Source organism: Streptomyces aurantiacus (genome assembly GCF_001418335.1).
Classification (GTDB): domain Bacteria; phylum Actinomycetota; class Actinomycetes; order Streptomycetales; family Streptomycetaceae; genus Streptomyces; species Streptomyces aurantiacus.
Genome location: NZ_LIPP01000056.1, coordinates 14,280 through 34,151, shown reverse-complemented (window position 1 = coordinate 34,151; position 19,872 = coordinate 14,280). Strand labels below are relative to the sequence as shown.

The 19,872-nt window shown below is 64.1% G+C and carries 20 protein-coding genes and 4 pseudogenes; 9 read left to right on the top strand and 15 right to left on the bottom strand.

Annotated features, from left to right (window positions below; all coding sequences use genetic code 11):
* Positions 1 to 314: 314 nt before the first annotated feature.
* From AOK01_RS46285 to AOK01_RS46755, 5 genes and pseudogenes are all read left to right on the top strand, one after another.
* A complete protein-coding gene (locus AOK01_RS46285) occupies positions 315 to 452 on the top strand; it encodes a hypothetical protein (RefSeq protein ID WP_342671033.1) in 138 nt (45 codons plus the stop codon).
* The gene (locus tag AOK01_RS08720; RefSeq protein WP_245702172.1) at positions 449 to 847 is read left to right on the top strand and encodes a hypothetical protein; all 399 of its coding nucleotides are present in this window, start codon (positions 449 to 451) and stop codon (positions 845 to 847) included. Before AOK01_RS46285 ends, AOK01_RS08720 begins: the two co-directional genes overlap by 4 nt.
* Positions 848 to 941: 94 nt before the next feature.
* Positions 942 to 1,262 (top strand): hypothetical protein, encoded by a 321-nt coding sequence (locus AOK01_RS08715; RefSeq protein WP_055510172.1) that lies wholly within the window; start codon positions 942 to 944, stop codon positions 1,260 to 1,262.
* 254 nt (positions 1,263 to 1,516) lie between these two features.
* The gene (locus tag AOK01_RS08710) at positions 1,517 to 2,488 is read left to right on the top strand and encodes a calcium-binding protein (RefSeq protein ID WP_342671032.1); all 972 of its coding nucleotides are present in this window, start codon (positions 1,517 to 1,519) and stop codon (positions 2,486 to 2,488) included.
* Positions 2,489 to 2,895: 407 nt separating this feature from the next.
* A pseudogene (locus AOK01_RS46755) lies at positions 2,896 to 3,024 on the top strand (transposase); the annotation flags it as partial.
* On the opposite strand, the gene AOK01_RS46750 reads toward AOK01_RS46755, so the two are convergent.
* Together AOK01_RS46750 and AOK01_RS40820 are read right to left on the bottom strand one after the other, a co-directional pair.
* Positions 2,994 to 3,518: a transposase gene (locus AOK01_RS46750; protein ID WP_483855241.1), complete on the bottom strand. Its 525-nt coding sequence runs from the start codon at positions 3,516 to 3,518 to the stop codon at positions 2,994 to 2,996. The pseudogene AOK01_RS46755 and the gene AOK01_RS46750 sit on opposite strands and share 31 nt — an antisense overlap.
* 211 nt (positions 3,519 to 3,729) lie before the next feature.
* A protein-coding gene (locus tag AOK01_RS40820; RefSeq protein WP_107099768.1) for an IS5 family transposase occupies positions 3,730 to 4,517 on the bottom strand; the annotation gives its coding sequence in 2 pieces (ribosomal slippage) (positions 3,730 to 4,199 and positions 4,199 to 4,517; 789 coding nt in all).
* Positions 4,518 to 4,868: 351 nt separating this feature from the next.
* Here AOK01_RS40820 and AOK01_RS44040 point away from each other — a divergent pair.
* Positions 4,869 to 5,021, top strand: a pseudogene (locus tag AOK01_RS44040) (IS5/IS1182 family transposase); the annotation flags it as partial.
* 465 nt (positions 5,022 to 5,486) lie between these two features.
* Complete coding sequence (locus AOK01_RS08695; protein WP_055510167.1) at positions 5,487 to 6,809, top strand: hypothetical protein; 1,323 nt, start codon at positions 5,487 to 5,489, stop codon at positions 6,807 to 6,809.
* 38 nt (positions 6,810 to 6,847) lie between these two features.
* Here AOK01_RS08695 and AOK01_RS08690 read toward each other — a convergent pair whose 3' ends face one another.
* The 13 genes and pseudogenes from AOK01_RS08690 to AOK01_RS46475 all read right to left on the bottom strand — a co-directional run bounded on the left by AOK01_RS08690 (position 6,848) and on the right by AOK01_RS46475 (position 16,975).
* A complete protein-coding gene (locus AOK01_RS08690; RefSeq protein ID WP_425424725.1) occupies positions 6,848 to 7,669 on the bottom strand; it encodes an HARBI1 family protein in 822 nt (273 codons plus the stop codon).
* 295 nt (positions 7,670 to 7,964) lie between these two features.
* Positions 7,965 to 8,354 (bottom strand): transposase, encoded by a 390-nt coding sequence (locus AOK01_RS44820; protein ID WP_245702173.1) that lies wholly within the window; start codon positions 8,352 to 8,354, stop codon positions 7,965 to 7,967.
* A gap of 228 nt (positions 8,355 to 8,582) precedes the next feature.
* Positions 8,583 to 9,482: a helix-turn-helix transcriptional regulator gene (locus AOK01_RS08685; RefSeq protein ID WP_055510163.1), complete on the bottom strand. Its 900-nt coding sequence runs from the start codon at positions 9,480 to 9,482 to the stop codon at positions 8,583 to 8,585.
* 67 nt (positions 9,483 to 9,549) lie between these two features.
* A complete protein-coding gene (locus AOK01_RS08680; protein ID WP_055510161.1) occupies positions 9,550 to 10,425 on the bottom strand; it encodes a phytanoyl-CoA dioxygenase family protein in 876 nt (291 codons plus the stop codon).
* Positions 10,426 to 10,695: 270 nt separating this feature from the next.
* A pseudogene (locus tag AOK01_RS46485) lies at positions 10,696 to 10,830 on the bottom strand (SDR family oxidoreductase); the annotation flags it as partial.
* 15 nt (positions 10,831 to 10,845) lie between these two features.
* Positions 10,846 to 11,628, bottom strand: coding sequence for a class I SAM-dependent methyltransferase (locus tag AOK01_RS40805; RefSeq protein WP_079103272.1), 783 nt, complete (start codon positions 11,626 to 11,628; stop codon positions 10,846 to 10,848).
* A 45-nt stretch (positions 11,629 to 11,673) separates the two neighbouring features.
* The gene (locus AOK01_RS08675; RefSeq protein WP_157871229.1) at positions 11,674 to 12,192 is read right to left on the bottom strand and encodes a DUF6624 domain-containing protein; all 519 of its coding nucleotides are present in this window, start codon (positions 12,190 to 12,192) and stop codon (positions 11,674 to 11,676) included.
* A 39-nt stretch (positions 12,193 to 12,231) separates the two neighbouring features.
* Complete coding sequence (locus AOK01_RS40800) at positions 12,232 to 13,071, bottom strand: class I SAM-dependent methyltransferase (RefSeq protein ID WP_079103271.1); 840 nt, start codon at positions 13,069 to 13,071, stop codon at positions 12,232 to 12,234.
* A complete protein-coding gene (locus AOK01_RS43445; protein ID WP_157871227.1) occupies positions 13,064 to 14,143 on the bottom strand; it encodes a quinone oxidoreductase family protein in 1,080 nt (359 codons plus the stop codon). The genes AOK01_RS40800 and AOK01_RS43445 overlap by 8 nt, the downstream gene beginning before the upstream one ends.
* A 19-nt stretch (positions 14,144 to 14,162) precedes the next feature.
* On the bottom strand, positions 14,163 to 14,615 hold the full coding sequence (locus AOK01_RS46480) for a nuclear transport factor 2 family protein (RefSeq protein WP_359394870.1): 453 nt from the start codon (positions 14,613 to 14,615) through the stop codon (positions 14,163 to 14,165).
* Between the two features lie 26 nt (positions 14,616 to 14,641).
* Positions 14,642 to 15,265, bottom strand: coding sequence for a flavoprotein (locus tag AOK01_RS40795; protein WP_079103270.1), 624 nt, complete (start codon positions 15,263 to 15,265; stop codon positions 14,642 to 14,644).
* Complete coding sequence (locus AOK01_RS08660) at positions 15,262 to 15,861, bottom strand: T3SS effector HopA1 family protein (RefSeq protein ID WP_157871225.1); 600 nt, start codon at positions 15,859 to 15,861, stop codon at positions 15,262 to 15,264. Before AOK01_RS08660 ends, AOK01_RS40795 begins: the two co-directional genes overlap by 4 nt.
* A 238-nt stretch (positions 15,862 to 16,099) precedes the next feature.
* The gene (locus AOK01_RS46475) at positions 16,100 to 16,975 is read right to left on the bottom strand and encodes a phosphotransferase (RefSeq protein WP_079103269.1); all 876 of its coding nucleotides are present in this window, start codon (positions 16,973 to 16,975) and stop codon (positions 16,100 to 16,102) included.
* Positions 16,976 to 17,870: 895 nt separating this feature from the next.
* Between AOK01_RS46475 and AOK01_RS44815 the strand changes: the two are divergent.
* Together AOK01_RS44815 and AOK01_RS40780 are read left to right on the top strand one after the other, a co-directional pair.
* A pseudogene (locus tag AOK01_RS44815) lies at positions 17,871 to 18,218 on the top strand (helix-turn-helix domain-containing protein); the annotation flags it as partial.
* 130 nt (positions 18,219 to 18,348) lie between these two features.
* On the top strand, positions 18,349 to 18,927 hold the full coding sequence (locus AOK01_RS40780; protein ID WP_245702169.1) for a transposase: 579 nt from the start codon (positions 18,349 to 18,351) through the stop codon (positions 18,925 to 18,927).
* The last annotated feature ends 945 nt before the right edge of the window (positions 18,928 to 19,872 follow it).

Genomic DNA, 19,872 nt, shown 5'->3' with positions numbered 1-19,872 from the left:
CCGGACCGTCTCACTCTGTAAGTGGATCGCTACAGAACGCGATACCCCCGTGCCCGTACGACCGCGTACCACCGGTCCGGGGTGTGGTCATCAACGAACCCAACGGAGTTGACGACATGAGTCACCGTGTCGCCCGCCTCTTCGAACCGCTGCTGCGACTGCTCTTTCCCGGAACGGGGCGCAGGCGTCGCCCGGTCACCGCTCCGGTGGGTGCGTGCGCGTGTCCCCCCTGCTCATGTCCCCCTTGCACGTGTGGCGAGGGGCCTACCTCCACCCGGGCCGGTTCCCGCCCCCTGCGCGGTGAGGATCACGCGATGGTCCGTCCCTATCTCGTCGCCCACGAGCGTGAGGAAGCGCGGCGGCAGCGGGGCCGACGGCGTGCCCTGTGGCTCGCCGTGCACGGCATCGACATCGGCCCGCAGGTCATCCACGGTGTGGAGGTGACCGCGTGATCGGCAACCGGACGGAGACAGCCCGATTGCTTCCGTGGCCCAGCCCGGAAGGCAAGCCCTGTTACCTCGTCGGCGACGGGAGCGGACGTCTCTCCCGGGTCGTCGACAGAGTCGAGAGCGTGCAGCTCGGTATGGCGGGCGAACTCCTCGATCACGCCGCCGGCATGCTCGCTGATGACAAGGCCACATCCGTACAACTCCATTTCCTGGCGGCCCGGATGGCCGAGGCGCTGCGTGACGTCCACCGCATCGCGGAGAGCCGCGTCGCCCGGTTTCCCGCGGATGCCCACGAGGGCTCCGATGGCTGTGGCTGTGGCTGTGGCTGTGGCTGTGGCTGTGGCTGCGGTGACGGCGACGGCGAAGGCGATGTCCCGACTGTCACAGGCCTGTCCTAACGCGCCGTGTGCCGCAACGGGACTCACGGTGCTCACATCTGGAGGGTCAGAAAGCCCGCTCGACCGGAGCAGGGCCCCGTCCGGAGGAAACCTCATGCGCGTTCGGAAGATGTCGATGCTGGCCCTTACCGCTGTGGCTGTCGGTCTGTCACTCACCGCGTGCGACCCGACGAGTGACCCGCAGCCCCGGTCCTCCGTGTCCAGCTCCGTGTCCGCGGACAGCACCGACGACTCGGCCGAGCAGTCGGACAGTCCCGCCACCGGCGCGGCGGCGTCGGGCAGTCCGAAGGAGAAATCCGAGGCGCGTTGTACGGACCAGACGAATTACGCGGGGGATTCGCGGTCCAACGCCGAAATCAACTCCATCGGCGAAGACACCGGCACTTGCCCGCCCGTCGTCACAGCGTCCCCTTGATGAGGGGAACTGTTCACACAGCCGTCGGCCAGTGCTCATCAAAGAGGGCTAGTAGGGCCTCTGACCTGCTAATTCGTGGAACAGAAGGCCGGTTTCGGTACAACCTCCGCCCCGGGTGCGGTGTCTGACTGGGTGAGTGGGACAACACCCGTCTCACTGTTCACTCCTCTCGCTCCTCTCACTCTCCTCACTCGGCTCGGGCCTCACCTGGCCACCCGATCGCAGTCCGCTCACCGTGTCGAGCGTCGGCGGTGATGACCACACCGGCGACCCCATCGGCGACCGCGCCGACGGTCGTACGGGCGCTCACCGCGTCCGCGGTCGCGATCGGTGCCGGATCCACTTCCACGAAGGGTCACTTCAGCATGCGCTCTTTGCGTCTCCTCGCCACCACCACCCTCGGTCTGGCCCTGGGCGGGGCCGTCCTCCTGGCGCCCACCGCCCAGGCGGACACGGCGTCCGCAGCCGCGGCAGGCACGGCGACCGTCGTCCGCGAGGACGGTTCCATCTGGTACAAAGCCGCCGCCGGACAGACGAACGACCTCAAGGTCTCCAGCGAGTCCATCGACGTGAACCCCGACGAGTTCGGGGACGACTACCTCATCACCTTCCGCGACCGGGTCGACATCACCATCGGCTCCGACGTGTGCACGTACCCGTCGGCGACCGACCACACCGTCGTCCAGTGCGTGGAACCCGCCCCCCTCGGCTCCGACGACTCGAACCAGTACGACGTCGACCTCGGTGACGGGGCCGACTCCGCGACGGTCGGCGCCGGCAGTGCGCAGGGCACGATCCGCGGTGGCGCCGGCAACGACGTCCTGAAGGGCCGGCACGCCAACCAGCTGAACGGCGACGCCGGCAACGACCGCATCGAGGGCATCGACGGCTCCTGGATCCGCGGCGCCTTCGGTGGCGCCGGCAACGACACCATCCTCGCCAGCTGCGACTACAGCTGCAACGGCGGCGCGGGCAACGACACCCTCACCGCGGTCAGCGACGGCGAGGGCGGCTACACCAGCGCGTACGGCGACGACGGCGACGACATCGTGCGCGGGGCGTCCGGAAACGACTACCTCTACGGCGGCAAGGGCAACGACAAGCTCTACGGCCTGGCCGGCAACGACACCATCTACGGCAACACCGGCAACGACACCCTGTACGGCGGTAAGGGCAAGGACACCCTCTCCGGCGGCGCGGGCTCCAACAAGGTTCACCAGAACTGACCGACGCACACCCATACGTACACGTACGCGTACACAGGCATGTACACGGGCACGCGCACCGCGTGCCCGTGGTCCGCCCCCCTTCGCCCCCTCCGCCCTACACCGCTCCCGCTGTCCGGAATTCACGGCCAGTACCCTCCCCCTCAACCCGCTTCCGCCTACCGTGACCGCATGCGTCTGAGTGGGCGGTTCGTGATTCTTTGAGTTGATCTGGTGTCGCCTGATGGCGTGGCGGCGGGGCGGAATCTGCCGGTCCGCGGTTGTTGATCTGGTGATGTGACCGGGTGAGTGAACGCAAGCCGTATCCGAGTGACTTATCGGACGAGCAGTGGTCGTTGATCGAGCCGGTGATCACCGCGTGGAAGGACCGGCACCGCTCGGTCAGCGGTCATTAGGGCGCCTATGCGATGCGGGAGATCGTGAACGCGATCCTCTACCAGGGCCGGACCGGCTGCCAGTGGGCCTGTCTCCCGCACGACCTGCCGCAGAAGAGCGCGACCTACTACTACTTCGCCGCCTGGCGGGACGACGGCACCGACCAGGTCATCCATGAACTCCTGCGCTGCCAGGTCCGCGAACGCGCCCGCCGATCAGAGGACCCGATCCTGGTGGTCCTGGACACCCAGAGTGTCCATGCCGCCGCCGGGGTCCCCGCCTCCACGACCGGCCATGATCCGGCCAAGCGGGTGCCCTCTCGTGCCGACCCAGGACCGGCCACTTCCCCTCCAACACCACCGCGCTGCCCAACGGATCTTCTCAGTACGTGGGGACGCCGCAGGATACGAGCTGCATCCCGCGGCGCGTGATTCCACGTAACCAATAGGTAATCGTGCGGGAGATAGCGCCAGGGGATGCCGGTCCGGGCTACGTAGAGGATGGCGTCGAGCAAGTCGCGCAGATCGTGCTGGGGCGGTGTGCCGATGTTGAGTCCGTGACGGGCCTTGCCGTCGCGCCAGCTCGTCAACAGGGGCTCCACCAGGGCCCATCGGGCATCGGCAAGGTCGCTGGGATACCGTCGGCGTTCGCTCATACTGCCAGGAGGCGGCAGGCTCGAATGGCCTGACAGGGCGCGCGAGGCAGAAACTGAAGCATTCGGAGTGAACCGGTGCCTCTTGGGACGAAAGATGAGCAGATGGGGCGCAACAGCGACCGCGCAGCCTCTCCCGCCCCGTCATAGCCGCTCCTTCCTATGACCTCCCCAGTCACTCACCACGAACTGGCTCTATGAGCTCGTAACAGGATCATGAGCGGGTCTTCTTGAGACGTCCCCAGCAAATTAGGCTGCAGGCCAACGAGACGAAGGCGTCGTGGAATTCGGTTCGGCGTTCCCATCGGACGGCGAGGCGCTTGAACTGGTGGAGCAGGGCGAAGGTCTGCTCAACGACGTAACGGAGTTTGCCCAAGCCCTTGATGTGCGGGGTGCCTTTGCGGGAGATGACCGGCAGGATCCTGCGTCTGCGCAGCTCACGCCGGTTTGGGTTGGAGTCGTAGCCCTTGTCGCCGAGAAGTGACGCGGGGCGGCGGCGCGGGCGGCCGGGACGTCCGGTCACGGGCGGGATGCCGTCGATGAGGGCGAGGGTCTGGGTGACGTCGTTGACGTTGGCCGCGGTGGTGATGACCTTGAGCGGGGTGCCGCGTCCGTCCCAGATCAAGTGGTGCTTGCTGCCCGTCTTCCGCCGGTCGACCGGCGACGGACCGGTGTCGGCTCCCCCTTTTTCGCGCGGATGTGGGAGCCGTCCACGCACACTCGCGACCAGTCGAGTTCGCCGACCGCGCTCAGCTCGGCGAGTAGAACGCGGTGCAACTGGTCGAAGACGTCGGCCTGCTGCCAGCGGTCCAGACGCCGCCAGGTGTGTCCCGAGCCGACTCCCAGCTCCAGCGGCAGGAGTTGCCAGGCTATGTCGTTGTGGAGCACGTACAGAATGCCCTGTAGACAGAGCCGATCCGCCACCGGCTGCGGGCCTGGCGACTTCTCTGGCCAGGGTGGCAACAGCGGTTCGATCGGCGCCCACAAGTCGTCGTCCACGATCCACGGCCGAGTACTCACACCATCCCGAACGGCCGAATCGTCACATCGGTCACGCCCAACCAGGGCACTTCAACAAGATCCTGTTACGAGCTCTACGGGCACTCCGTCGCCATAGGGCTCGCGCCCCGTAGGCGATCCCGTATTCCCCTTGCGCTGGACGTATCGAGCGTGACGTAGGCGGTCTGTCCGTCCACTTGGGCGGGCTTACTGAGCCTTTCCCAGTAAGCGCCTGTCGCTCGCTGTGATCGCGATGCTGGCGCTGTGGTTCCGTGTGGTCCCCAAGTCCGGGCAGGCGTAGGGCCCCTGGTAGGAACGATCTTGCGAAGGAAAGTTCCGAACAAGGGGCCTCACGTGCCGATCAGTGTCACATACACCACCGTGCTCGATGTGAAGCGGTCCACCGCCGAGCACCTGGCCCGGCTGCTCCGCGACCACCGGACCGGGGTCAAGACCCGCAGGGGGCGGCGCGCGCTGAGCTGTTTCAAGCAGTCGGTAGTGATCCTGGCTCAAGATGACCTCCAAGGCCCTGCGCAGGGTCAGCCTCGACCCCAGCCGCATCACGAAGACCGCCGCCGCAGCCCTCGTCCTGCTCCAGCTCGAGTACGGCCGCATCATCTGAACGATCACGCACCGTCGTGATCCATTACCGGGAAAGACTCACTGACCCTGAAGCTTCTCGGCAGCTTCTTGCACCGTGTTGCCGTAGCCGACAAGGAAGCCCGCGAACGTTCGCGGTCACCGCACGAATGGCCCCGGCCGCATGAACCCGGAAGTGTTTTTCCTCTCTCTGTACGGCTTCTGCGGTTGCTGGCAGGCCCGGACGGAACCCAGTAGAGTGATCCGCCAGGCGCGCGGGGCGCCTCCGGGTCCGCGGGAAGGGCAGAGCCCACCTGGCTTACACGAGCGTGTCATCTTGGCCTACGTCCTTCGGCCGGCGCGGCGGACCACCGGTTCACCGAAGGAGGCTCTGTGCCGACGACACCGCGGCCCCTGTCCCTGCCCGAGCGTCCCAGTCCGCAGCAGCTCAAGAAGCGGGCGAAGGACTTGCAGCGGGCCGTGCGATCCCAGTCCCCCACCGCTTTGGCGCTGGTCGCCCGACACGCGCTTGAGAGTCTGGAAGATCCGGCCGGATTCACCCTCGACACTGCCCAGTTGGTGATCGCCCGCCTCTACGGGTTCCTGAGTTGGCCACGCCTGCGCGAGCATCTCACCGCGCTCCCCGGGACACCTGGCGACCGGCGCCGTACCGGCACTCGTACGGTGGAGGACTTCTACCGCCTGCGGACCGGGTGGGCCGATGCGTCGGACGTGCGCCGTTGCGCCGCGGCCTCGACGGGTGCGCATCCCGATCCGGCGCAGTGGCTGCCGCTGCTCACCGTGCGGTACAACGGTGTCAAAGTGATCGCGTTCGACTCACCGGCCGGGGCGGTGTTCGCCGAACTCACCCCGAAGCGGGTCACGTTGTCCTCGCCCGCCGGCGAGGCGCCGTCGGCGGGCGAGGGAGCCTCGGTGACCTTCCACAGCGAATTCGGCACGATCGCGGGTGTCGTTGCGCCCGATGTAACCGGCCTGGCCGTGGAGCTGGCCGCGGACCGGCGCCCGCTCGGTTGGACGCTGGTCGCCGACGGCGTGTTCGTCGCACCCAACGCGTTCCTCGTCGGCCCAGCAGGTCTCGTCCTGCGGATCAACCACAGCCCCAGAGGCGAGGTCGTGCCCGCGGCGGCCCTGCCACCGCGCTCGGCCGCCGTCGTGGACCGGCCCGCACCGGCCACGGAGGCCACCGCCCGTCTGGTGGCGGCCCTCGCCGCGGCCGACGCACCTCCGGTCGTCGACCCTGAGCAGTGGCGGCCCGGCGTCCACGCGGACCTCACACCGACCGAGCAGGTGCGGCTCGGCCGCTACGGCAAGCTACTTGTGTGGCACCGAACCGGTGGGCGGGAGAGCGTCGAGGATCCCTTCGTGTTCGACTTCACCCCTCAGCAGGGCCCGGTCCAGGACTTCGCCGTGGTCGGCAAGAGCATCGCGTTCACACGGATGTACTACGACTTCGTTGACGGGGCCAGCGGCACCATCGCCGTTGTGGGTCTGGTCGACGACGCCGACATCGCCTCCGTGGTCCTGCGCCGTGACAACATGCCCGACCTGCCGGCCCAAATCGCCGGCGGGACATTTCTCATTGCTGGGCCCGACCTCACCGACCTCACCGAGCGCGGCCCCGCCACGGCCGTCCTGGTGTCCCGGGACCACGCCGGCAACGTACGCGAAGAGCTCCTTTACCAGGAGCAGCACTGAGTCTTTCCCGGTAATGGATCACGACGGTGCGTGATCGTTCAGATGATGCGGCCGTACTTGAGCTGGAGCAGGACGAGGGCTGCGGCGGCGGTCTTCGTGATGCGGCTGGGGTCGAGGCTGACCCTGCGCAGGGCCTTGGAGGTCATCTTGAGCAGGGAATTGGCGCGCTCGCACACGCTGTGGATGCCTCGGACGACCTTGTTGTAGGTTTGCTGGGCCTCGGTCAGCTCCCCTCCTGCGGGCTTCTTGACGGGGTGGCGGAAGCCCGGGCCGGCGTTCTCGTAGCCGAGGTCGACGAGGGTCGGCATGCCCAGTTCGGCGGCGGTGCGGTCCAGGGCGTCGGTCAGGCCGTGGTGGCGGGCGCAGGTCGTGTCGTGCTCCCTGCCGGGCCGTACTGGCGAGACCCAGATCGGCCAGCCGTCCGGGGTGGAGATGACCTGTACGTTTTCTCCGTGGTGCTTGTGTTTTCCGGACCACCACAGGTCTGCGCCGCCTGGGCCGGGGGCGGCGACGCGGTCGGTTCGGATGACGGTGCCGTCAAGGTTCAGATGCGTCAGCCCGGCTGCTTTCGCACGCTCCAGCGCGGTCGCAAGGTCCGGAGCTCCGGCCGCCGGCACGGTCAGTCCTTCGTGGAGGTACCGGTAAGCGGTGGAGGCCGACAGACCGTTGTCGCGGGCGAGTTGGGACAGACGGGCGCCGTCGAAAAACCAGCGCAGGATCACTACCGACTGCTTGAAACAGCTCAGCGCGCGCCGCCCCCTGCGGGTCTTGACCCCGGTCCGGTGGTCGCGGAGCAGCCGGGCCAGGTGCTCGGCGGTGGACCGCTTCACATCGAGCACGGCGGTGTATGTGACACTGATCGGCACGTGAGGCCCCTTGTTCGGAACTTTCCTTCGCAAGATCGTTCCTACCAGGGGCCTTACCCCTGCCCGGACTTGGGGACCACACGGAACCACAGCGCCAGCATCGCGATCACAGCGAGCGACAGGCGCTTACTGGGAAAGGCTCACTGCCCGCTGTCCACCGGCCGGAAGGGTTGAGGCGGCTCAAATAGGACCGCCCGATACCGGTGGCTGCGACTACAGGCATCGTGTCGCAGGACGTACGACTTGCGTCCCTGGAGACTCGGCTTCAAGCAGTATGGCCTTCGCCGTATCACGCGGGCCTTGCACAGCAAGGTCTTCGATGCCTTCGCGACCTTCCGTGCTTTCCCGCCATGCTGTGGTCCCCTCGCGCTTTCGCGTCCGGGTAAGACGGGCGGCCCCGAGGCCACCTCCTTCCGAGCCTCGGCTCCCTGCGGGAGCGATCCAGCGCCGAGTGAAACGGCGCACACTTGAAGTCGATACGGCAGCGGACCGCCTCAGCGGCCTGCCGGTCCGACAGGCCGAGCAGGAACTGCAGCACACAGACGGTGGCCAGTTGAGCAGGCGAGAGCCCCGGGCGCCCATCCCGCGGGTACCAGCCGGCGAAGTCCTCGTCGCACCACAGCCCATCGAGTCGATCGCGTGCCCATATCGCCGTCGTACCACCCGGGTTGCTCGCCATCGCGATCTGCGCGGTCAGAGAAGGGACTTGCTCACCAGAACGGGGCGAAGGGACAACGGGCACCTCGACAACTGCATCGGTCAACGGAACCACCCGAGCATGCCCGTTGATCATGCTGCCGCACCAAGGAACTCCAAGATCCCCGAGTCAAGCTAAGCGGGAGGCGTCCTCGCCGTAGATGACGTCTTTGACATGGTGAATCTTGTAGACGAAAGCCGACCGGAATCGTCAGGCAGGCCCTACCGGGGTGTCGGGCAACCGCTGTTGGGCGGAGTCCGACGCCGGGCCGGGGGCGGCGAGCCGACCGGCGAGCAGTTGGAGTCGCTCGTCGTCGGGTCCGCCTTCCTCGGCGGTGTAGACGATCAACATCGGCCCGGGAGTGCCCGGCAGCGGATAGGCGTCCCAGTCCAGGTTCAGCTTCCCGACCAACGGGTGCTTGATGCGCATCCGGCCGCGGGTCGTCTCCTCCACGTCATGGCGGGCCCACAGTGTCGCGAACTGGTCGCTCCGGACGGCGAGTTCGCCGACCAACTCTACGGCGCGCGGGTTCCCGGGATCGGCGGCGACCTGTGTCCGCAGCATCGCGATCAGCTCGGTGACGGTGGCTGTCCGTTCCCGGCACATTTGGCCGGCCTCCGGGTGCAGCAGGAGCGAGAGCAAGTTCCGCTCTGCCACCGGGAGCCGGGTGAATTCGCCGAGCAGGACGCCGGCGAGCGGGCTCCAGGCCAGCACGTCGAGGAAACGGCCGACGACCAACGCGGGCGATGGCATCGCGCGCAGCAACCGCTCCGTGGTGTCCGGAACTTCCTCCGGTTCGTACCGGCGCGGGACGCGGGCCGGCGTGCGCGCGGCGGCGGCGAGGCTGTGCAGGTGCCGGGACTCCTCGGTGGAGAAGTTGAGGGCGCGCGCGATGCCGTCCAGGACCTGTTCCGAGGGGCGTACGTCGCGCCCCTGCTCCAGGCGCTGGTAGTAGTCCGAACTCACCCCGGCCAGCAGGGCCAGCTCCTCACGCCGCAGCCCGGCGACGCGCCTCCTCGGACCGGGTTCCAGGCCGACGTCCTGTGGTCGCACCCGGGTTCGGCGGGTCCGCAAAAATTCGGCGAGTTCGCGTCTGGGGTCCTCGATCACGGCGACAGTATGTCTCGGGCGCGGCCAGTGAGGGTAGGTCCGGCAGACTTCCAGTCGTCGTCGCTGTTCATCCGGTGACGGTCGGCGCCGTCTTCGCGGCGGCCCGGACCTGCCGGATGACGGCGCCGAGTCGGCGGAACCGGATCTCCGTCGCCCGTTCGAAGCGCTGGATCTCCGCCGCGCCGAAGGCGGTCCGCAGCGGCTCCTCCAGTTCGTAGTGCCCCGTTGTGTCGTGCCCCCGGACGAGCAGAGCGCTGTCGGGACCGCCGGTCGGCGCCACGGTCGGCGCGATGTAGTCCACGGCGAAGCAGACCCGGCCCTGCTCGCTGACGCTGGCCCCCGAGCAGTGCACGGTGGCCGGGGTGTGCAGGGCGCACTGGCCGGCTGTGAGGACGACGTCGACGGCACTGCTGTCGTCCACCGCGATGTCCGTGCGTTCGCCTCGCCGCAGTTCCGCGGGGGACGTCCCCTCGAAGCGGTGCGGCAGCAGCCCTTGCCGGTGCGTCATCGGGGCATAACGCATGGTGCCGTTCTCACGGGTGGTGGGGGTCAGCGCGAGCCAGACGCGGACCACGGATCCCTGCCATCCCTGCCAGCCGTAGTACGGGGCGTCCTGATGCCACGTCAGGTCGTCCTGGCTGCGGGCGGCCCGGGTGAACAGGCTTGTGGACCAGACGAGGACGTCCGGCCCGACCAGCTGCTCCGCGATGTCCACGAGGCGGTCGTCCCGTACCAGCCGGTCCGCCCAGTCGGCCACCAGATGCATCTTCGGGTGATCCCAGTGGCGGGCCAGGGCACCGCCGGCCTCTGCCGTCCGTTTGCGGTAGCGGCCGACCGCGCCAAGGGTTTCTTCCGCTTCCGAACCGGTGAGCACCGGCACGGGGAAGTGGTAACCGTCGTTGTGGAAACGGGCGACGTCCTGGTCTTTCAGGGGTGCTGTCATGTGCGTCCGTACCAATCTTCTCTGGGTTTGGAAGGTCTTGGCGGGCTCGGTCCCGGGAGGGTCAGCCACTATGGGAGCCGTCAGGAGCCGAGCCCGTCGTCGACACGGATCAGCTGACCTGTCATCCAGCGCGCGTCGTCGCCTGCCAGCGGACTGCGTGTGCGACGTCGTCCGGCGTGCCCATCCGTCCCAGTGGGGAGCGGAGCGCAAGGGCGGCGCATGCCTGCCGGGGGAACTCGCGGCGCAGTCGTGCAGTGTCGACGGCCCCGGCAGGAGGGCGTTGACTGTGATGCCGCGTGCGCCGAATTCCTTCGCCGCCACCCGCGTGAACGATTCGACGGCGGCCTTGCTCCCGGCATGCACAGCCGAACCGATTGCGCATTGAACCGAGCTGAGGGACGAGATGGCGATAATTCGACTTCAAAGAGTTTCGGAATGGCCTTGGCGCTCGAAGACAGAAAGATAGCGGTTTACGGGCGCAGAAGGATCCATCGTAAGCGGCTCGCGCTTCCAGCTACTGAAGCGGTCTCGAAGTTTCAGGCCAGCAATCCGTGCCATGAGGTCGAACTCGGACATCCAGACGTATCGAAGATGTTCGTTAAATGTTCCCTGGAAACCTTCGGCGCCAACCACCGTTCGTGATGTGATAGCTGCCTGATAGAGGCGAACTACTGTTTCCGTCTCAATGAGGATGCCATTTTCGAGAGGAAAGGTCCTGGTGGCGGGCTCAGCGTTACGATGGTGATACGTCGGGTCGTAGTTCTCGATGACCACGACGCCGTCGGATTTCAGTCTTGATTTCATCAGCTCCAGAGTCTCGATCTGCCTCTCCTGACTTGCTATAAGAAAGAACGTGCCACCACTCATCAGCACGACATCATATTTATCGTCGGGCAGTGATTCAGTAAAATCTCCCACACTGACCTTTATTCTCGCCGCCGAATCCCTCTCACGCAGCTTTTGGAGCATGGGCTCGGACGCGTCAATCCCGTGTACGTTCATGCCCATATCGGCAAGCCGTAGGGCAAGTCGACCGGTGCCCACCCCCAACTCCAAAACTCGCCCCTTCGGCGCTTCATCGTAGATGAACTGTGCCGTCTCTTGCACTTCGTCTGAACTATGTGGGTTCAACATGTCATAGATTGACGCCATGCCCTTTCCGTAAATGTTCTCAAAGCTGAATTCTACTTCTCTTCCCTGCATCACATCTCCTGTACTGATATGGTTGCCAAACTTCTGATTTTCGAGTTATTGCCCAACTGCCCTTGAGCCGGCGTTGCATATTTCGGCGTCCGGTGAGCAGTCATCGATCGCTTCTAGTCCGAGTGACAGGCGTCGCATACGAAGGCCACTCAGGTCCTCGACAGGCAGCGGTTCCCATCCACCTTGGAGCCGACGGTACTGAGTGGCGTACCGCTGCGGCTGACCGGCATGCATCGACACCCGGTCGCTCAGGAAAGCGACCTGCCAAACCGGCGCTTCGTGGGCGTCCGCGGCCTCGATAAGAAGCTGGAGGCACTGGTGCTGAAATACAATTTCCTTATCGGCGTGCTGGGCCAGTACCCACGCGCAGATCTCGGCCGCCTCGCCCACCATTGAGATACCGGGCCATCCATGGCGTCGGATGACTCCCCGTAGCCATCGGGCATTTTCGCGGTCGCAGGACAGCATCTCATCAAGCCGTTCAGGCGAAGACGCCACCACGGACCGGACGGTTTGGTCGCGTTCGACCCGGCTGTGCAATTCATTGGCGATTTCTTCGTTCACAGCTTAATCTACTCCTCGGGCCAGCATTGGTTCGCGGGATCACGCCGCCGTGAGTTCTGCCGCAAGCCACAGGTTAAGAGGCGGCAAATCATGAACTACATCCGGACTGGAGGGCTTCTGATCCACGTCGCTGACCTGGGATATTTCGAAACCGACCACCTGAAGTTCGGCTGACATTTCCGCGCCTGTAAAAAGCTTGAAGGAGAAAGCGCTGAGGTAGCGGTCTGTGACACCATGCCGGTCCACCAGCTCACAATATGTGTTGGTAACAGATTGACGGACATTCGGTCGCCAGCTCCAGCCTACGTCGTAGAATCCACGTTGATCGCCGATAGCGACAGGTACCGTAAAATGTCCTGTGTGATCTTCTTGGCGATCTTCAACCGGCGAGTAATCAAGTAGGAGCTGGCCTCCTGGTTTGAGGTGGCGGGCGGCTGTCCGCAACAATGCGGCACGTTCCTCAGCCTCAAAGAGGGTGATGGTCAAGCCGCCCAGGATGACGTAGTCAAAGGTCTCTTCCAAATCTAGAGTCAGCGCGTCGCCAGCCAGCAAGCGTGCCCGAGACTGAATACCCAAGTCAGTGGAAGCCATACGTCGGGTTGCCGCGTGGAGCATGTCCTGCGAGATGTCGACCCCGGTAACCGTGTGGCCTGCCGATACGGCTTCTGTGAGAAATCGCCCGCCCCCACAGCACAGATCGAGCACAGTACCTGCCTCACTTCCCAGTCGGTCCAGTGCCCATTGCAGATCATGCGCATCCGCGCCGACCACCGCCGAGTAACACTCGCCAAGGACGCCTTCGAACGGCGGGGTCATGGAGGTTCTTGGCAGCTCAAGTGCGGCAATCGTGCGAAAACTGCCAAAGAATTTTTCATTCATGATTCCCACTCCGGGGGTAGCGAAATATCACTCTGCCGAGACGGTTCTTGGTCCCGAACTCGCGCTCAAGGAATTCGGTGAGTTGGCTCTCGGTGTACACGGAGTCGATGACGGGCTCCCATCTTCCCTCCGCGACATGCTGGAGGGCATCAGCCAGATCCGCCCGGATTCCCAAATTGTTGCCGATAATTGTTATGTTCTTACTGATAACGCTCGGCAATGCCGTAGCCAAATCGTCAGGGACCTCAGCTCGCATGCCACATGCCACATAGCGCCCAGAGAAGCCGAGGAGCTCCACAGGACGGAGGTCAATGCTGCTTCGCGCGTCGAGCACACCGTCGAACCCGCCTATGGATGCGGCGTACGACCATGCACTGTCCAATCCGGTTTTGCCCGACTGGAGGACCTGGGATACGCCCAACTTCCGCAGCAGGGGGGCGTACTCGGGGGCTGCATCCAACACCGACACTTTGATATTTCGACAGGCCAGGGCGCCGAGCGCAGCTAGCCCGACATCGGAGGAGGCGCCGCAGACCGTGACGTGCTGGCCCGGTTGCGGATCCAGTCGGCGAACCATCGCATAACCGGATTGGGCTGACATGGACAGCGCGGCCGCAGCCTCGTCCGTTATCGATTCGGATACCTTCATGAGTCCGTTGGCCGGGAGTCGCAAGAGTTGACGAGATGCACTCGTGCTGACTAGGCCCCGGGCGCCTGGAATTCCAGGATGGGAAGGCCAGTCCGCACACGGTACAACTCGGTGGCCGGCTCCAAGATCAGTGACCTGACGGCCAACAGAGATGACTTCGGCGACGAAGTCTGATCCGATACCGTGGGTACTGTCGAGAACTGATTTTCCATCATCGCTGAAGGAAGCATGATCCCAGCGGTTGAGAGAGAATGCGATGACACGGACAAGCGCATGGTCCCGGTTGTAATCAGCGGCCTCATCGAATTGTGTGGCGTTGGCAGTGGCGATGCCGAACCGAAACCGGGCGCCGTGCACTTCCACGACTCCGGCGTCGGACCAATGAGGCGGGTAATTTTCATCGCACCACGGATTGGCGACCACGGAGCTCATTGTATGTGAACTATTCATCACCTGTTGAAGTTCCGATCTGCTGGTGAAGTTCGCCCCTATCTGACATGCTAACCTCTTCGATAATTCGGCCGTCGGCGCTCAGTGTGGTAAACATAAACCATTGGAAACGTAGAACGCGGAGTTCGGGTATCTCGTCGGACATTTCGCGAAGAGGCGGTTGGAGGGCCTCTCTCGGCACAAGGACTGTTGCATTCCAATGCCACGAAACATTACAGCCGCTACTGACTGGGATGATGGCTGTCGAAGTGCCGCCAGGGAATAGTGCACGCCAGGCGTTGATGCTATTTATGTACCAGTCGATTCCCCTGCCGAGCGGTCGGCCCCACGGATCATATAGGCGATATTCGGGGTGGATCAGTTCAGTACACCGGTTGACTTCACCACGCGTCCAGAGCACATCGATTGTTCTCCGGATGGCGGCTTCACCAGCGGTGTTTCTCACGGGCGTTCCTTCAGGTGGAAAGTTTTCTACTTGGCTGAACAAGGTCGGTTGAGCCAAACGTTATTAATCTCCCTTACGAGTTTTTCGATATCGATGCAGGCACCCTCCGAGGGCGTGAAATCGGACAGACTGATGCCCGCGATCGGATCGACCACCGTGTGTCCATCCTCCCGCAGCATTTTCTTGACACGCCGATACGGACCGGCGTGAACGGCACTGGGAGCCAATGACGGCGCGAAGAGCACAGGGACACTACTGGAGAGCACGATTGCACTCGGCACATCGCTGGCGAGCCCAGCTGCACAACGAGCCATGAATTCGAGTGTGGCCGGCCACACCACAATGAGATCAGGCCAGTTTGCCCAGGTAACGTGCAGTGGACCGCTGTCAGGATCCTCTTCCCACTGTGTGGGAAGCACCGCCTGCCCCGAGGATGCACTGAGTAAGGCGGGGGATACGAGCCGTTGGGCCGCCTTCGTCAGTACGACCTTGATCTTCGTCTTGTAGCTGCTTCGCAGGTAGGTGGCGAGCATGGGAAGACCGGCTGAGGTGGGTGCACCCGTGCCGACGAGAAGAATGCGGCCGGGCCCGAGTTCAGCAGGGGGCCCGGACGTCACGTTGAGTGGGGCGTCGTGGCGGTCGTCGGTCATGCCTCAGACGCCTGCCGACTGAACGTCACAATGACGTGCTGCTGACTTGTCGCAAGTCTTTCGAATGCGCGGTCGATATCGCTCGGCCCGGCCAAGAAGGCGTCCACCAGGCGCGCGGACCACGCCAGCCCCGTGCTAACGAGGAAAGACTCCTCGCCGTCGGGCAATCCGACCGCGATTCCTCGGCTGATAGGCCAGGCGAACCCGGGCACATCGGCACCGAGCAACCCTGGGTCGGCCGTTTTTCTTACCACGGCGGCCACACGCTCTAGGTCTCTGTTGTGCGCGTACACCACCAAACAGTCTGCGCGACGAGCGAGTTCGACAGACGCGGCGACTTTTACCTGACATGTCAAATCTGTCTCGGCCAAAGCGTCCGACACTGCCAGCCACACGTCGATCGCCGACTCGGCGAGGGCATTCACATAGAGCTTCATCGACCCTGGCGAAGGGATTTCCTTTGTGCTCCAAGCCAGCCAGTGACCTTCTGTAGTAAGACTCAAGAACGGAGTGATCATCACGAGTCCATCAGGGGTTTCTTCCACCGTTGCGCCAGGAGGGGGAATCACCTCGATACCATCGCCATCGCGAAGCACGGCAGCTCCCTCGTCCCAGCCTGTCCAGCAATCGTGCGGAACACGGTGCGCGCGCAACTTAACCCGCGCCCGTTCCAGAGATCTGACAGCCTGCTGGTCATTGGAATGGAGCGATGTCCCCCGTGAGATCCGACAGTGCAGAGTGCGGTACACCTCCCAGACGAGCTGACTCCGGAACTCCCCGGACCGGCCGTTCTGCGGCGCAGAGAAGCACATCTTTTCGAACTCGGAACGCAGGTCAGTTAGAGTGGACATAGACTTCTCCACCGCTAGGGCACAACGCTCGCCACCGCATCGGATGCTCGATTAGACCTACCCCCACGTCAAGGAGCAAAGCCAAAGTGCGATCGTGCGGATCGACAACCGACGTTGTGTAGGCCCGGCAGACAAGTAGGTTGCCCACGTTCCCGCCGAGCAGCCAGGGGTCCGGTCGAGCTCCACCCGCAGCCAAATATCCGTTAAGCGCGGCCGCAAGCATTGACCTGGACGCTTTCAGCGCGGTCTCTATCGCACCGCGCACCTCGGAAGCGTCACCGGTGCTGGTCGACGCCTTTTGGAGTACGAGAGCGACAATCGATCCCAGAAGGGCTGCCAGGTCCAACTCCGGCCTGGCGAGACCTGAGCGTTCCCAGTCGATGAGCACCGGAGCCCCGTCTCTCACGCACCAGTTGTCCAGACGGGCATCCCCGTGACACCAGTTTTTCCCATTCATCGCACCAGCGGAGAGCCTCCGGCCGGCAGCGCGGAGCGGAGTGTTGCTGTGAATCCTCGCCACAACCGCGCGACGAGGCGGTGACAAACATGCATAGACAGCGTGCGGCAAAGGCCCCCAGGGAGGTGTCTCCGACTGTGACGCTCGCTCTGTCGGCGCGGATTCGCGGTGCAGGCAAGCCAGTACGCCACCGGTTGAGCGCAGGGTAGCCAACTCGAGCTTTCCTTCTTGCTCAAGTACCTCATGGAGACGGGCGCCAGCAACATTGTCGAGGATTGGTCGACCGTTCTGAACGCTCCTTACAGCAGGAGAAATCGGACGAGCATCTGGCCCAAATACCGTTGACGCCCTCTCGGCAATAATTGCTTCAACAGAAATCGATGGATCTGACTTCAAACCCATCTCCTTTCCGGGAGATCAGCGTGCAGCAGTTAGAAACTGTATGAGACTGCTGTGCCACGCCGGTAGCAATCTGCGCAACCGGCGTGGCACAGTTCCTCACTCCGGAAGATCAATCATCCGCACACTAGTGATTGAACTCACTCCGTGAATGAATGGATCCCTGGCGTTTTAGCAGTGGACTGCGATGCTTGTCGCGACCACCACGGGAGTGACGGGGATCATCGCCATCGGGGGCATCTTCACATTCATCTCGGAGATCTCGTGGGCGCGACTCGACTCGCCCACAAGAATCGCGAGAATGTCTTCATTCTCACTCGCAGACTTCTCCAGTGCGGTATCGGTCTGAATTGTCACTGATACTCCAGTTGTTGATTTTCGAGGCCCCGCAAAGATTCGACCTAGGTTGCCGAGTTGTGTTACAACAACGAAGGGTGACCTCTGCAAGCTATATCAAGTAAGCCAAAGCCAATCGTCATACTGCAGGGTTGCATTGAGTGCTTCGCAATCGAGGAGCCTTGATTTTCGACACCCCGATAAGGACTCGACACTGCACGTAGGAACTCCGGCTTGAATTACCATTACATTTTCACGGGAGAACGCCACGGGAACAATCTATGTCTACGAGTCGTGTTCGAAAGGGCGCCCACGTTGCCCTATGGGGCATCGATCCTGTTGGCTATCCTTCTGAAGGTCGACTGCGCACAGTATCAATGCACTGATTTCTACTGCTGGGTTCCGCTTTCGTTGGGTATATGTCCTGGTGGCGGGGTAGTTGATGGTGCTCGGGGGCGGGTGCTGGGCGATGGTGTTATGAGCACGGCGGAGGCGTGACGAGGACGAGCGGGTGGTAATTCGTCGGTTGTCGCGGGCGCGGAAGGCGCCGCGGGACGTGGTGATGAGGGCGCGGATGGTTGAGCTGAGCTGGTCAGGGCTACGGGTGCCGGCGATCGCTGCGGAGCTGGGCTGCAGCCACAAGACGATCCGCTGCTGGCTGCACCGCTTCAACCTGCTGGGGCTGCAAGGGCTGGATGACCTGGGTGGGCAGGGCCGCAAGCGGCGGATCACCGAGGAGGAGCGATCTCGGATCATCTCTCTGGTCAAGACCGTGCCGCCGGGGCGGCTGCGGTGGGAGCCGGTCGGGGAGCTGTGGGCATTCGACGAGTCCGGACCCGCCGAGTGGACTCTGGATTCTCTGGCCGCGGCAGCGCGGGTGGAGGGGATCGAGGCGGGCCGCTCGCAGGTGCGCCGCATCCTGCTCGCCGAGGGTGTGCGCTGGCGCCGCACCCGGTCATGGATGCGGTCGAAGGACCCGGACTTCGTCCCAAAAGGACGAGGATCATCGGCCTCTACACTCACCGCCCGTCGGCGCGACGGTGATCTGCGCCGACGAGCTGGGGCCGGTGATCCCGCGGACTTTCCCTCCCGCACCCGCCTGGTCACCCGACGGGCACCGGATCAAGGCGGAACTCGACTACAGCCGCGGACCCGAGAAGACCTGGGTCTACGGGGGCTTACGTGTCCGGGACGGCCAGCAGATCACCATGACCGCGTCCTCCCGCAACAGCGTCTTCTACCAGCAGTTCCTGCAGCTGGTCGAGGACGCCAACCCGACCGGCGAGATCTGGATCGTCACCGACAACCTGTCCTCCCACAGCAGCCTGTCCACCCGGATCTGGCTGGAGGACCATCCCCGCATCCACCACGCCTTCATCCCTGTCGGCGCGTGCTGGCTCAACCGCAGGTGGGCTGGTGGCGGATCTTCTGCAAAACAGCCCTCGCCGGCCGGTCATTCGCCAACCCCGACGACATCGAACACGCCACCACCCTCGCAACCAGCCAGCTCAACTCCCGCGCCAAACCCTGGGTCTGGGGCAGACCAGCACCACCAAGCCGCCTACTACGGCGCCGATATGTGTACACCGATTGAGGAACCCAGTACTAACGGCCTCTGACCTGCCCGGATGTTCCGTGTGACCAGAGGCCGTGCACAGCATCCGAGCCGGGACGCTGCGCGGTGCAACGCCGGAAGCGATCAAGACAGCGTCTATGAAGTGACGCAGGTCCCGGAAGGCCGCCGTCTGCGGGATAGAGACTCCCTTGGCCCGGGCCGCCTCCTTCGCCAGGTTGAAAGCCCGGCACAGCGCTCCCTCTCGTACCGGTGTGCCGTAGCGGCCCACGGTCACCAGCGCGTCGTACTCCTCGGGCGGGGACACCACCGTCGCTGCTTGCGGTACCGAAGGACGTCGTCGGAGGGGGAAGCGGTCCTCCGGGCCATGTGTGAGAGGTATTTGTCCACCAGGAAAGAGCCGATGGGCAGTACGGCGTAGCTGTGATCCGCCTTCAGGGGTGCAGCTTGGCCGTCCTGGCGCTGTTCCTCGACCCCCAACTTCATCAGCCGGCACTTCATGTTGGCCGCACGTACCCCAGCCGTCTCCATGCTGCGAGGCAGGGACAACAATTGCTGGAAGGTGATCTCTATCGCTGGAAGTCACACCCGTAGAAGCACGGGACAGACACGGTGGTTCATGAATGAGACAGGCGCAAGCAGCCCTTTCATCTCACATACCTCACTGAGAACAACCGCCTCAACAGCAGCACGTCGCGAGGAAGAATAAACCAACTCAAAATATCGCACTCAAGATGAAAGCGACCGCTATGGAGAGCGCCCACAGGGGGCGAAGGTGGGTCTGCTGGACCCAGGAACAGCGGACCCACCGTGATGCTGCCTGAAGGGACCAAAATCGGAGCCACCAGACAGCGGGGCATGGAAGGACTGCAACATGGTGGTTCGGATTACGAGCTACGGCGCGTCAGATGTACTGCGGGTCAGTGACGTCGAGGATCCCGCTCCCGGCGCGGGCGAGGTAGCTGGAGCTGGTGGAGACGTCCAGCGTCAA